This window comes from Mesobacillus sp., assembly GCF_047739415.1.
Classification (GTDB): Bacteria; Bacillota; Bacilli; order Bacillales; family Cytobacillaceae; genus Mesobacillus.
Genome location: NZ_JBIQOE010000217.1, coordinates 1 through 14353 on the forward strand (window position 1 = coordinate 1; position 14353 = coordinate 14353).

Sequence of the window (14353 nt, forward strand, 5' to 3'; positions counted from 1 at the left end):
AAGCTAATGAAGATCCGCTCGACTTGCATGTATTAGGCACGCCGCCAGCGTTCGTCCTGAGCCAGGATCAAACTCTCCAAGAAAGAGTTATGAGTTAGCTCATAAAGTTAAAACGTTGGCTCATGATCTTCTATAATAGAAGTCATGAAAATTTATTGTTTGTTGACGCTTGTTTGTTTAGTTTTCAAAGAGCAATTTCTTGCGCTGTCGCCCGGAAGCGACTTTAATAATATAACATTTACTAACTGTATAAGTCAATAACTTTTTTTCAAAAACTCTTAATTTGAAGTTGTTGTCTCGTTACTGACTTTGAAGATTATATCAGGCAAATTATTTTAATGCAATACATTTTAACCACTTTCTCAAAACTATCTAGCTTTTAATTCATATCCTTTGTTCTAAACCCCAAAAGGCCGTACTTGAGAAAAAACAAAGCCGGCTGGGATAGCCGGCTTATTGTATGATTTCCTCGATGTGCAAGTACCTGTTCTTTTCCAAAGCAAGAATCTGATCTGTCTCCAACAATTTCACTAAAGGTCTTGCTGGATTCTTTTCTTCTACAAAAATGATTTCAGCGGCCTGTCCATCTGAAAGGCGGATTTTAGTACCAACTGAATAATTCATGATCGCAGAACTCAATGCTTTCAGGGCGGTAATGTCGAATTCCCCAAATAGCTCCTCATTGATCATCTCGATCACTTTAAATGGAGAGTGTTTTGGTTTATAAATTCTCTCCGATGTCATCGCATGGAAAGAATCGGCTACAGCAAGTATTTTTGCAAAAGGATGAATCCGATTCGCCTTTTCTCCAAATGGATAGCCGCTGCCATCCATTCTTTCATGATGATGAAGAACCGCAATTTTTGTGGCCTCCTTAAGCAATGGACTATTCTTTACCATCTGATAGCTGTAAGTAGGGTGTTTTTTGATTTCCTCAAATTCATCTACTGTAAGAGTCGTGTTTTTATTAAGTAGTGTTGGACTGATCTTCGCCATGCCGCAATCCGATAAACATCCAGCCAGTGCAATCTGGGTTATATCCCCTTTGCTGTAATTCAGCTTTTTGGCGATAAAGGCACTGATAATTCCTACAGCCAAAGGATGATCATATATGTATTCAGCCTTGGTTGAATAATGGTGAAGATTGAATATATCCGAAGAAGTCATTTCAACCTGCTCAATCAATGGGACAATAATGGACCTCAATTTAGCAACGTCTATCTGCATTCCTGATTGCCAGGAGATAAACTCCTTTTTGAAGTTCTGTCTCGCCTGTAAAAACAAGTCGATAAAAGTTTCTCTACCTTCATTAGGCTTCAAGCCAGATTTCTTATCGCTGCCTGTTGAAGGTGCAAGGAAAGGCATCCCATTCACTAACGTTTTTTCAACATCCACTTCTTTAACCAAAAAAACTTTCAGTATATCGATTAAATGCTCAGACAATACTGTTTTTTTGTTCATGATAGGTCGATTGGTTTTACTTAGAACATCATCAGTAAGGATACAGCCCTCTTTAAGGTTGTCTACGAGTACGCGCAAGGCTTTCCACCCCGGAATTTTAATTTTCTTACAATTATTTTACTTTATTTTACCAAAAAAGAGGAACACATTTTTGTGTTCCTCTCAAAAAGTTTATTCTTCTCCCTCTTCAGCTGGTGTTTCAGTCACTTCTGCTTCTTCACTGCCAACTTCTTCAGGAGCAACTGTTGCTTCAACATTTTCATTTTCATCTAGTTCTAGGTCTTCAGGTTTCTCTTCTTCCTTATCGACTTTAGCCACTGTCGCAACATATTCATTTTCCGCTTTATTAAGGCTGATTAATTTTACCCCTTGTGTATTACGCCCTGTCATTGAGATAGAGCTTACAGGGATCCGGATCAGGACACCACCTGTTGTGATCAGCATGAGGTCTTCCTCACCAGTCACGACTTTCATCGTCACAAGGTCGCCGTTTTTATCAGTAATGTTACATGTCTTGATTCCTTTTCCGCCGCGTCCTTGCCTTCTGTATTCTTCAGAAGGAGTTCGCTTGCCGTATCCGTTCTTAGTTACAACGAGGATTTCAGCAGTTTCTTCAAGGACTTCCATGCCGACAACTTCATCGTCATCTGAAAGAGTAATACCCTTTACTCCGGTGGCAGTACGTCCCATTGAGCGGACATCGGTTTCAGGGAAACGGATCAATAAGCCGTTCTTCGTGCCAATGATCATTTCTTTGCTGCCGTCTGTCATTCGGACAGAGATCAATTCATCGCCTTCACGCAGGTTCAGGGCAATCAAACCATTGTTGCGGATATTCGCAAATGATGAAAGTGGTGAACGTTTTGAAATTCCTTCTTTCGTTGTGAAGAACAGGAACCAGTCATCGACGAACTCTGAAACAGGAATGATGGCGTTGACCCATTCGCCCTTCTCGATTTCCAGCAGGTTGATGATTGGGATACCCTTCGCTGTCCTGCTGAATTCTGGGATTTCGTAACCCTTCGAACGATACACCTTACCCTTGTTTGTAAAGAACAGGATGGTATCGTGCGTTGAAGTGGTAATCAGATGTTCTACAAAGTCATCTTCATTCGTTCCCATACCCTGGATTCCGCGTCCTCCGCGGCGCTGTGCTCTATATGTAGATACAGGCAGGCGCTTAACGTAGCCATTATGTGTCAGGGTAATGACGATATTTTCACGAGGAATCAAGTCTTCATCCTCGATCATTTCAAGACCGCCAGATACAATCTCTGTACGTCGCTCATCGTTGAATCGCTCTTTGATTTCAGTCAGCTCTTCGCGGATGATTTCAAGAACTTTTTCATTATCAGCAAGGATCGCTTTTAATTCTGAGATCAACTGCATAAGGTTTTGGAACTCTTCTTCAATTTTTTCGCGCTCCAAGCCTGTAAGCCTCTGTAAACGCATATCAAGGATAGCCTGTGCTTGCTTTTCGGATAACTTGAACTGTGTCATCAATCCTTCTCTAGCGATATCCGTCGTGCGGGAGCTTCTGATCAGGCTGATGACCGCATCAAGGTTATCGAGCGCGATTCGCAGCCCTTCAAGAATATGGGCACGTGCTTCTGCCTTCCTAAGTTCAAACTCTGTGCGGCGTCGAATGACGACTACCTGATGATCAAGATAGTAGGTCAGACATTGTTTGAGGTTAAGGACCTTCGGCTGGCCATCCACTAACGCAAGGAGGTTGATACCAAAGCTTGTCTGCAATGCAGTTTGTTTATAAAGGTTGTTTAAAAGGACATTGGCATTCGCATCCTTGCGAACTTCAATAACAATCCTCATACCTTTACGGTCAGATTCATCCCGCAGGTCTGTAATGCCGTCAAGTCTCTTGTCACGGACTAACTCAGCGATTTTTTCAATCAACTTGGCTTTATTGACCTGGTAAGGAAGTTCCCTGACGATGATGACTTCCTTGCCATTTGATTTCTGTTCGATTTCAACCTTTGCACGCAAGGTAATCGAACCGCGGCCAGTCTCATAAGCTTTACGGATGCCACTGCGCCCTAATATCATTCCTGCTGTCGGGAAGTCTGGTCCTGTGATGATTTCCATCAATTCCATGATTGTCATGTCAGGATCCTTACTGATGGCCAATACACCATCGATAACCTCGCCAAGCTGGTGAGGAGGGATATTGGTCGCCATTCCGACAGCGATACCCGAAGTACCGTTGACGAGCAGGTTCGGGAACCTTGAAGGCATAACAATCGGTTCTCTTTCAGAACCGTCATAGTTATCCTGATAGTCAATCGTATCTTTATTGATGTCACGCAAAAGTTCCATCGAAATTTTCGACATACGCGCTTCTGTATAACGCATCGCTGCTGCAGCGTCGCCATCGACAGAACCGAAGTTTCCATGTCCATCGACAAGCATATAACGGTAGTTGAAATTTTGTGCCATACGGACCATTGTGTCGTATACAGCAGAGTCACCGTGCGGGTGATACTTACCGATTACTTCACCGACGATCCTCGCTGATTTTTTGTAGGCCTTATCCGAATGCATACCAAGGTCATGCATCGCATACAGGATCCTTCTATGTACCGGCTTCAAGCCGTCACGGACATCCGGAAGCGCACGTGCCACGATAACACTCATGGCATAATCCAGGAAAGATGAACGCATTTCCTGGCTAATATTAATCTCTTTTACACGTGGATTTGGTGTTTCAGACATTTAAGAGAGACCTCCTTTAGGAACTCTGTTCAACATGGCCATTTAGGGGCAAAGCGCTCTGCGCGGCCCCTTGGCCATTTCAGAAAAAGCAGGATAGAGGCAGAACCTTCTATCCTGAGCATATATTATTAAATATCCAGGTTCTTTACATAAAGTGCATTCTGCTCGATGAAATTGCGTCGAGGCTCTACCTTATCACCCATCAGGATTTCAAACGTTTCATCCGATTCGATCGCATCCTCTAGGCTTACCTGGAGCAGTGTCCTTGTTTCAGGATTCATCGTTGTCTCCCATAGCTGTTCAGGATTCATCTCACCAAGACCCTTATAGCGCTGGATGCCTGGCTTCGGCTGCTGTGGAAGCTCCGCGAGAATCTGTTCAAGCTGCTTGTCGTTATAAGCATACTCGATTTTTTTGCCCTGCTGGATTTTGTATAAAGGCGGCTGGGCAATATAAATGTATCCTGCTTCAAGGATTTTTCTCATGTATCGGTAGAAGAACGTCAATAATAGAGTTCGGATATGGGCACCATCGACATCGGCATCAGTCATGATGACGATTTTTTGGTAACGAGCTTTTGAAAGATCGAAGTCTTCGCCGATTCCTGTGCCGATCGCTGTAATGATCGCTCTTACCTCATTATTGGATAAAATTTTATCAAGACGTGATTTTTCAACGTTCAGGATTTTCCCTCGCAATGGCAGGATCGCCTGGAAGTGGCGGTCACGGCCCTGCTTGGCAGATCCGCCCGCAGAGTCACCCTCAACAACATAAATTTCACTGATGGCCGGGTCCTTTGAAGAGCAGTCAGCCAGTTTGCCCGGCAAGCTTGAGATTTCAAGCGCGCTCTTTCTTCTAGTCAGCTCACGCGCCTTTTTCGCTGCAAGCCTTGCTCTTGCTGCCATGAGTCCTTTGTCGACAATCTTTCTGGCAACATTCGGGTTCTCAAGCATGAATTTTTCAAAGTGGTCGGAAAAGAGTGTGTCAGTTACCGTACGGACCTCTGAATTCCCGAGCTTTGTTTTCGTTTGGCCTTCGAACTGTGGATCAGGGTGTTTTATCGACACGATTGACGTCAAACCTTCACGAACGTCATCACCCGAGAGATTTGAATCACTTTCTTTGAAGATTCCGTGTTTACGGGCATAATCATTAATCACACGAGTCAAGGCTGTTTTGAAGCCAAACTCATGAGTACCACCTTCATAAGTGTGGATATTGTTCGCGAAAGAGTATATGTTTCCTGTGTAGCTGTCGTTGTATTGGAGAGCTACCTCTACAGTAATGCCTTCTTTTTCACCCTCAATATAAATCGGTTCTTCATGAAGGACTTCTCGAGTACGATTTAAATGCTCAACATAAGATTTAATTCCGCCCTCGTAATAATACTCATTCTTTTTGCCTTCACCGCGCTTATCCTCAATCGTAATCTTGATCGCTCTGTTCAGGAAGGCAAGCTCACGCAAACGGTTTGCGAGTGTATCATAGTCGTATTCTAATGTCTCGGTGAAAATTTCCGGGTCAGGCTTAAAGTGTACAGTTGTTCCTGTTCGGTCCGTTTCATCAATGATCTTCAACGGGTCACCAACAGCGCCTCGTTCAAATTTCTGATAATGGACTTTGCCATCGCGATGGACAAATACTTCAAGATAAGTGGATAAGGCATTAACAACGGATGCACCTACACCGTGCAGACCTCCGGAAACCTTATAGCCTCCGCCGCCGAATTTACCACCGGCGTGGAGTACCGTCATAATGACCTCAACCGCTGGCCTTCCCATCTTTTCGTGGATACCAACTGGGATTCCACGGCCATTATCCTGAACTGTGATACTGTTATCCTCTTCGATAATGACATTAATCTCGTCACAGTAGCCGGCAAGTGCTTCATCTATACTATTATCAACGATTTCCCATACAAGATGGTGCAAACCTTTTCCACTCGTTGATCCGATATACATCCCTGGACGTTTGCGTACAGCTTCCAGGCCTTCAAGCACTTGTATCTGGCTTTCATCATACGCTTGTCCTTGCACGGATTGTTCCTCCATTGCCATATCGATCACCTACACTTTCATTTTCAATCAACTTTTTTTAAAACTTATCTATTGGCTAATTTCGCATATATCGTTTTTTTTCGACATTTTTTGCGAATAAGCCGATCTATTAAAATTCCTGGACGGATAATTTTTGGGAGCGTTTCTTTAATGTTCCTGATGCGAGTGGGGAATAATATATATGATTTCCTGTTACCACGATTGACTTGACCGTTCCTTTGGCCAAATGGACAATCTGCTGGTCCTGGCGCGTTATGAACTCTTCCATGAACGGGGAAGAGCTGGCGCTTTCAATATCTAATATAGCAATAATATCTTTTGTCCTTACAAGGACTTCCTCACCAACATGCAAATACATGTAGTCCACCTCATTGGATTCTTGACATTTCGCCGATTTTCACGTTATAAGTGGCTGCTTCCCTTAATGTCTGATGGTCGATCCCATCCACACTTGTTGTGGTGACGAATGTTTGAACTTTGCCCTGGATGGTATTTAATAAATGCGATTGACGATAATCATCTAACTCAGAAAGGACATCATCAAGCAGCAGGATTGGATATTCCCCAATTTCTGAATTGATCAATTCAATTTCTGCCAATTTCACCGAAAGTGCCGTCGTCCTTTGCTGGCCCTGCGACCCGAACGTCTGGACATCACGGCCATTCACGAAAAATTGCAGGTCATCCCTATGCGGTCCGAACATGGTGGTGCCTCGGTCAATTTCTCTTGTCTTTATTTTAGCAAATTTTTCTTCATACACTGCTATCATTTTCGACAAATCATCATCTTCTGATACGTCTGCGGAAGGTTTATAGACGATTTTCAAATCCTCGAACCCTCTGGATATCCCATGGTGGATCGGCAATGCCCATTGCTCAAGCAAATGAAGGAATTCAAACCGCTTCACAATAATCCTCGCAGCTGCCTGGATAAATTGTTCCGTCAGGATATCGAGCATGGTATGGTCACTTGTTTTTTTGATTTGAAGCTGTTTCAAATAATGGTTACGCTGCTGGAGAATTTTGTTGTACTGTCCCATATCATGCAAATATATCGCCGAAACCTGTCCAATTTCCATATCGACAAATCGTCTTCTGACTTGGGGACTCCCTTTTACCAGGTTAAGGTCCTCGGGTGCAAACATGACGACATTCATATTGCCGACATATTGGCTTAGCTTCCGCTGTTCGAGATGATTGACTTTAGCCTTCTTGCCTTTTTTCGAAATGACAAGCTGCATAGGCAAAGATCCGTTGTTTTTTTTAATCCGTCCCTCTATTTTAGCATATTCTTCGTCCCAGCGAATCAAATCTTTATCATTGGAGGTCCGGTGCGACTTTGCCATTGCCAATACATAGATAGACTCCATGACATTCGTTTTCCCCTGGGCATTCTCCCCAAGGATGACATTGACTTTATTTTCAAATGTCGCCTCTAATCCCTGGTAATTGCGGTAATTCCTTAACTGCAGTTCCTCTATATACATGAACAGTTCATCCTCTGGATTATTGCGTTATGCTGAACTCGCCAAACCCAGGAATCGATACCTGGTCTCCGGAACGAAGCTTCCTTCCTCTTCGCTGATCTTGTTCACCATTGATAAAAACATCATGTTCACTTAAAAACCACTTTGCCATTCCGCCTGATTGAATTACATCGGCAAGTTTCAGGAATTGGCCAAGCGTGATATATTCCGTATCAATTTTTATTTCCTCATTCACGTTTCTCACCCTTTTCTTCCAAAAGGACTTAATACTTTATTTTACTAAATTTTTTCCATAGAAACAAATTTTCTTATTTTTTTGCCTATGGCCTAGGCCTGTTGATTTCCGTTCCAGGCGCTTCGCTTTCCGCGGGTGGCTCGTGGAGCCTCCTCGTCGTTTCACTCCTGCGGGGTCTCCACTGACCCATCCTCCCGCAGGAGTCTTCGCGCCTTCCACTCCAATCAACAGGGTGCTAAACATCATCTTCGGCTAAAATAAAATCTATTTTCCCTATATAAGAAAAAAACCACCAGCAATAAAACTGGTGGCAGTATAGATTTTAGTAAGTTCTTACCGGCAGGATTAGCTGCAGGATGGAGTCGTCGTGAAGCGGACGGATGACGAATGGTCTCATCGCGCCTGTGAAGCTGATCTGGATTTCTGTTCCTTCCAATGCTTTTAGGGCATCCATCATATACTTCGCGCTGAATGAAATTTTCAGTTCCTCGCCATCGATTGATTGGCTTTGGATTTCTTCGACAACAGTACCGATTTCAGGTGTGTTTGACGAAACTTCAATTGCGCCGCCTTCGATTGTGGAGAACTTGACGACATTGTTTCTTCCCTCTCTTGCAAGCAGTGATGCACGGTCGATCGCATGAAGGAATTCCTTTGTATTAACGACTACATCTGTTTTGCTCTCAGTTGGGATCAATCTTCCTGTATCAGGATAGTTTCCTTCAAGCAGTCTTGAATAGAATAGTAAATGTTTTGCTTTAAACAATACCTGGTTTTCAGTAATGACGATATCCACGGAATCTGAACTGTCATCAAGAATTCTGCTCAATTCTGTCAAACTTTTCCCTGGAATGACCACATTATAGCTGCCAGTGCTTTCTGCATCGAGTTTAGCTTTTCTCAATGCAAGTCTATGGCTATCTGTTGCAATACAGATTAATTCATTGTTTTCGACCTTCCAGTTTACACCTGTCAAGATGGGGCGTGTTTCTGAGGTGGACACTGAAAAGACAGTTTGGCGGACCAAGCCTTTTAATAGGTCTGTCGGGATCTTGAATACATGTTCTTCCGAGATTTGCGGAAGATGTGGATATTCTTCTGCATCCAGGCCATTTAAGTTAAATTCTGATTTACCAGAACGGATAATGGTCTGCAGATTGTTATGGACTTCGATTTCTACTGTATCTGTAGGCAGCTTTTTAACGATTTCACTAAAGAAACGCGCCTGCAAAACAATGGATCCTGGCTGTTTGATTTCGACGATTTCATCCCCAGCTTCTTCTTTAGGAATGAAAGATTCGATGGAAATATCAGAATCGCTGCCTGTAAGAGTTACACCCTCTTCGTTAGCAACAATCTTAATACCTGTCAAAATGGGGATTGTTGTTCTGCTTGTCACTGCCTTCATTACGTCTTGGACGCTTTGAAGCAATGAATCGCGCTGGATAATAAATCTCATTTTTTTGCCTCCAGTTAGGTATATTTTTCTCTTAAATGCATATATTAATATGTTTTAAAAAAGAGTAGAAGTACTAGTAGGGCCTGTGGATTTGTGGATAAGTGGGTTTGTTCAAAGGAAACACAGCCTATCCACATGTGGACAGACTGTGCGTAACCAATGGAGAGTTATTCACACTTTCCTAAACCCTTAATTGTTCATTTATATCTTTCAGCTGCCTTTGCAGGTTCGCATCAACTGAAATCATCTTAGATATTTTTTCATGGGCATGGATGACCGTCGTATGGTCACGGCCCCCGAACTCTTCGCCAATTTTAGGAAGCGAGAAATCAGTCAGCTCTCTTGATAAGTACATAGCGATTTGTCTAGGGTATGCTACGGATTTTGTCCTTTTCTTCGCTTTAAAATCCTCTAACTTCACATTGAACTGCTGTCCGACAACCCTCTGGATGTCAAGAATCGTGATGACCTTCGGCTTAGAGCTCGGGATAATATCCTTAAGAGCTTCAGCTGCCAGGTCCGCATTGATATCCTTATTGATCAGTGAAGAATAAGCGACGACACGGATCAAAGCACCTTCAAGCTCACGGATGTTGGAGTCGATTTGGTTTGCGATATAAAGCATAACCTCATTCGGAATATCCAGGCCTTCTGCTTTAGCCTTCTTACGAAGGATCGCAATCCGCGTTTCTAGGTCTGGCGGAGTGATATCAGTAATCAAACCCCATTCGAAGCGGGATCTCAGCCTGTCTTCAAGTGTTGGAATTTCTTTTGGCGGACGGTCACTTGAGATGACAATCTGCTTGCTTTCCTCATGCAATGTATTGAATGTATGGAAAAATTCCTCTTGCGTCTGTTCTTTTCCCGCCAGGAACTGAATATCATCAATGAGCAAGACATCGACATTGCGGTATTTATTGCGGAAATCTCCCGCTTTATTGTCCCTGATCGAGTTGATGAATTCATTCGTGAATTTTTCAGAAGACAAATAAACCACTTTGGCATTCGGATTATGGTCCTGGACGTAGTGTCCGATTGCATGCATTAAGTGGGTTTTACCAAGTCCTACGCCCCCATAAATGAATAAGGGGTTATAGGCTTTTGCCGGTGCTTCAGCTACTGCAAGCGACGCCGCGTGGGCGAAACGGTTGCCTGAACCAATGACAAAAGTATCAAATGTATACTTTGGGTTCAGCATGCTGACAGGCAAATCAGGAATATCGTCTTCCTTCTTCACTCGTCTGGGCGGCAATGGCATGTCGAGATCTTCTTCGTTCTGGTTCTGGGGAATAATGAATTTTACAGAAAGCTCTTCACCAGTGATTTCATACAATATACCGCTGATTAACTGGGAATAACGTTCCTCCAGCCAGTCACGGGCAAACTCATTCGGGGCTGTAATCGTAAGGACATCACCTTGCAAGGAATGTGCCTTTGTTGATTTAAGCCATGTATCGAAACTAGGCTTGCTGATCTTTTTCTCGATTTTAGCGAGAGCGTTGTTCCAGAGATCTGCAATGTTCTCCAACAATTATCCCTCCTTTTCTTGTCGTTTTTACGCTTTTTTCTCTATATCTGGCTGCATTTGCACTCGCAATTTCACACAAATCTTCTGGCCTTCAGGAAAATAGTCTGCTCGAAAAGCATAAAATCAAAGGTTATACATACTGTACAACCCCTGAATTAATAAATATACGAAACTATTAATGTGGAAAAACATATAATAAGGAAGAAAGGAAGCTTTTCGACAATATCCACTTTCTGTGGACAAAGTTTTACAACAGGCCTGAATAACCTATCCACAGCTTATCCACAATTTGTGGATAAGTATATTTTCGTTATCGAATTATTAAGAGTGAAAACACAAATATAATATCAGATAATCTAGCATGGCGCAACGCTTTTTAATACATTATCCACAATACACTATCACTGTGGAGAGTAATTGTCCACAGGCACTTGAATTGTGTAAAAGCTGTCAGGAAGCCTTGTGGATAATAAAAAACATGTCGATTTTTGTCCACAGGGCGCTTGGAGACACAAATTAACCAATGAAAATATATCGATTAACATTTCTATTGAAGGCGAAAAATATTCTTCGTGAATTTTTTTTGACCATGGATTCTTAGTGAACTTTCTTTATGAAATTTTTAATAAGACTGGCTTCTGGATTTGCTATTCTTAATGGATCATAAAGTTCCGAAAGGGTTCCGAAATGATTCAGGTCCAGGTTAGAGAATACAAACATTTATAGAGATTAAAGAAATCGAAGGGAATCTGTTTTTTTAAATTCTGGTAATGCCGCCGATTTCTGAATAGGCACTTGACAATCCATAGTCACCATCCTTATAATTACAAAGACTGTCTGTAACAGCTATTCCTCAGGGAGGTGTAACATATATGAAACGCACTTATCAACCAAATAAACGTAAACATAGCAAAGTTCACGGATTCCGTGCCCGCATGAGCAGTGCAAATGGCCGTAAGGTTCTTGCTCGCCGTCGTCGCAAAGGAAGAAAAGTATTATCAGCTTAGGCCACTGAAATGTCAGTGGTCTTTTTTCTCTTTGGGCAATACTATTTTGGGAGCTCTGTATGCTGGCAAAGTGGCTTTAGGGGATTTATTTTTGGCAATACTGAATAGAATAAATTCCTTTGCCCGCCTTTTTAAAAGAACCCCAAAGAAAAATTCAGATCCATAGAGAATTGAAGGTGCTATAGATGAAAAAAGACTTCAGAGTAAAAAAAAATAAAGAATTCCAAGAGGCTTTTAAAAAAGGAAGATCGGTTGCGAACCGGCAATTTGTTGTTTATATTTTAAAAAAACCTGAGCAGGAAAACTTCCGCATTGGTTTGTCAGTCAGCAAAAAAATTGGCAATGCCGTCATGCGCAACCAGATCAAAAGATATATCCGGCAGTCCTTTCTTGAACTTCAGGATTATGTCCATAACGGGAACGATTACATCATCATTGCCAGAAAGCCAACCGCTGAAATGGATATGCATGAAGTGAAGAAAAGCCTGGAGCATGTCTTGAAGGTCGGCAAGGTTTTGAAGAAGCCAAAACGTGGAGATAATGATTGAGGCAAAAATATTTGCCGAATTGCAATTTTTAAAAGCGCTTCCCTATAAAAGATGTTAAAATACTCTTGATTGCATTGCGCTGACAAGGCTAAATGTACATAAATTTTGGGACAAACTTTTGTAAAATAAATGAACGTACCGGGAAGTTAGGAGGAAATGAAGCTTGAAAAAAAGAATATTATTGATAATGGGCTTGCTTTTAGTGATGACCGTGCTGACAGGCTGTATGGAATATGACCAGCCAATCACTGAGGAAAGCAAGGGTTTTTGGAATGAATATATCGTCTATCCATTATCCTTGTTAATCGTCAAGATGGCTGAGTGGCTTGGTGGCAGCTTTGGTTTATCGATTATTGCTGTAACGTTAATCATCCGTTTTGCAATCTTGCCGCTTATGATTAAGCAAACGAGAAGTTCGAAAGCGATGCAGGCATTGCAGCCGGAAATGGCAAAGTTAAAAGAAAAATACAGCTCCAAGGATCAGAAAACCCAGCAGAAGCTCCAGCAGGAAACAATGGCACTTTTCCAGAAGCATGGTGTCAATCCGCTTGCAGGATGTTTTCCGCTGATCGTTCAGATGCCGATCCTGATTGGTTTTTACCACGCGATTTCAAGAACGAGGGAGATCGCCGAGCATAACTTCCTATGGTTCGACCTTGGTTCACCGGATCCATACTATATCCTGCCGCTAGTTGCAGGTGCTACGACCTTCATCCAGCAAAAAATGATGATGGCTGGCCAGGAAGCAAATCCGCAGATGGCAATGATGCTTTGGCTGATGCCAATCATGATCATTGTATTTGCGATCAATTTCCCGGCAGCACTTTCATTGTACTGGGTAGTTGGTAACTTATTCATGATTGTTCAAACTTACTTTATTAAAGGGCCGGATCTTAAAGCAGCAGCTGCCGGCAATGCGGGAGGAGCAAAAAAGTGAAACAGGTAACTGCTACAGGACAAAATGTCGACGAAGCAGTAGAATCCGCTTTAGCTCAATTAAAGACAACCAAAGACCGCACAGAAATTGATGTAATTGATGAAGGCAAAAAGGGGATTTTCGGACTTTTCGGCACACGGCCGGCTGTCGTCAAGGTGACAGTAAAAATCGATGCTGTTGAAGAAGCCGTAAATTATTTGAAGTCGGTTGGCTTGCAAATGGGAGCTCCAATTGAAGTTGATGTGAAAAAAGAAGGGAAAACAGTACTCTTTACGATGTCGGGCGAGAAAATCGCTTTGCTGATTGGAAAAAGAGGGCAAACGCTGAATTCCCTGCAATTTTTGACGCAGCTCGTGATGAACCGATTTTCTGAACAGTATTCTACTGTATTGCTTGATGCTGAGGACTATCGCCAGCGTAGGAATGATACACTCGTGCAATTAGCCGAACGCCTTGCGCAAAAAGCAGTCAGAACTGGCCAGACCGTCGCGCTTGAACCTATGCCTTCGTATGAACGCAAAGTGATTCATACTGCATTAATGAAAAATAAGAAAATCAAAACCTATTCCGATGGCACAGAACCACATAGACATATTGTGATCGCGCCTTCGAAGTAATAGAAGAACCCTGGATCTAGTGAAATCCGGGGTTTTTTTGTGCACTTTTATTACTTGTTTTAAAGAGTATAGCGTATATTTTGTGAAGTTGAGCCCCAAAATCGCTTCAGTAGAGTGGAATTTTAGTATTTTCTGGACCTGCAGCAATATAAATTTGTTCAATGAATAAATTTATTGGCGGTTTTCACAATTTTATTGGCGATAATAAAGATTTATTGGCGAAAAATTAGTTTTATTGGCGATACTGAGCAGTATATTGGCGAAAATCAATTTTTATTGGCGACTTG

Annotated in this window: 12 protein-coding genes and 1 rRNA gene; 4 read left to right on the plus strand and 9 right to left on the minus strand. The window is 42.4% G+C overall.

Annotated features, from left to right (window positions below):
• From ACH0QE_RS17275 to dnaA, 9 genes are all read right to left on the minus strand, one after another.
• A 16S ribosomal RNA gene (locus ACH0QE_RS17275) occupies nucleotides 1–83 on the minus strand; the annotation flags it as partial.
• Between the two features lie 370 nt (nucleotides 84–453).
• Complete coding sequence (locus ACH0QE_RS17280; protein WP_415801815.1) at nucleotides 454–1539, minus strand: HD-GYP domain-containing protein; 1086 nt, start codon at nucleotides 1537–1539, stop codon at nucleotides 454–456.
• Nucleotides 1540–1632: 93 nt separating this feature from the next.
• Nucleotides 1633–4191, minus strand: a complete 2559-nt coding sequence (gene gyrA / locus ACH0QE_RS17285) for a DNA gyrase subunit A (RefSeq protein ID WP_415801816.1) — start codon at nucleotides 4189–4191, stop codon at nucleotides 1633–1635.
• Nucleotides 4192–4319: 128 nt separating this feature from the next.
• Complete coding sequence (gene gyrB / locus ACH0QE_RS17290) at nucleotides 4320–6242, minus strand: DNA topoisomerase (ATP-hydrolyzing) subunit B (RefSeq protein WP_415801821.1); 1923 nt, start codon at nucleotides 6240–6242, stop codon at nucleotides 4320–4322.
• Nucleotides 6243–6357: 115 nt separating this feature from the next.
• Nucleotides 6358–6606, minus strand: a complete 249-nt coding sequence (gene remB, locus ACH0QE_RS17295; RefSeq protein ID WP_041965165.1) for an extracellular matrix regulator RemB — start codon at nucleotides 6604–6606, stop codon at nucleotides 6358–6360.
• Nucleotides 6607–6616: 10 nt separating this feature from the next.
• The gene (recF, locus tag ACH0QE_RS17300) at nucleotides 6617–7735 is read right to left on the minus strand and encodes a DNA replication/repair protein RecF (protein ID WP_415801817.1); all 1119 of its coding nucleotides are present in this window, start codon (nucleotides 7733–7735) and stop codon (nucleotides 6617–6619) included.
• Nucleotides 7736–7754: 19 nt separating this feature from the next.
• Entirely contained in the window at nucleotides 7755–7970 is a 216-nt protein-coding gene (yaaA, locus tag ACH0QE_RS17305) for a S4 domain-containing protein YaaA (protein WP_023613365.1), read from the minus strand.
• 322 nt (nucleotides 7971–8292) lie between these two features.
• A complete protein-coding gene (gene dnaN, locus ACH0QE_RS17310; protein WP_041965163.1) occupies nucleotides 8293–9429 on the minus strand; it encodes a DNA polymerase III subunit beta in 1137 nt (378 codons plus the stop codon).
• Between the two features lie 181 nt (nucleotides 9430–9610).
• Nucleotides 9611–10957 (minus strand): chromosomal replication initiator protein DnaA, encoded by a 1347-nt coding sequence (gene dnaA, locus ACH0QE_RS17315; protein ID WP_415801818.1) that lies wholly within the window; start codon nucleotides 10955–10957, stop codon nucleotides 9611–9613.
• Between the two features lie 872 nt (nucleotides 10958–11829).
• On the opposite strand from dnaA, the gene rpmH reads away from it, so the two are divergent.
• From rpmH to jag, 4 genes are all read left to right on the plus strand, one after another.
• Complete coding sequence (gene rpmH / locus ACH0QE_RS17320) at nucleotides 11830–11964, plus strand: 50S ribosomal protein L34 (protein WP_013059930.1); 135 nt, start codon at nucleotides 11830–11832, stop codon at nucleotides 11962–11964.
• Nucleotides 11965–12149: 185 nt separating this feature from the next.
• Nucleotides 12150–12512, plus strand: coding sequence for a ribonuclease P protein component (rnpA, locus tag ACH0QE_RS17325; protein WP_415801819.1), 363 nt, complete (start codon nucleotides 12150–12152; stop codon nucleotides 12510–12512).
• A 163-nt stretch (nucleotides 12513–12675) separates the two neighbouring features.
• Nucleotides 12676–13449: a YidC family membrane integrase SpoIIIJ gene (gene spoIIIJ, locus ACH0QE_RS17330; RefSeq protein ID WP_102264754.1), complete on the plus strand. Its 774-nt coding sequence runs from the start codon at nucleotides 12676–12678 to the stop codon at nucleotides 13447–13449.
• Nucleotides 13446–14066, plus strand: a complete 621-nt coding sequence (gene jag / locus ACH0QE_RS17335; RefSeq protein ID WP_415801820.1) for an RNA-binding cell elongation regulator Jag/EloR — start codon at nucleotides 13446–13448, stop codon at nucleotides 14064–14066. Before spoIIIJ ends, jag begins: the two co-directional genes overlap by 4 nt.
• Nucleotides 14067–14353 lie beyond the last annotated feature (287 nt).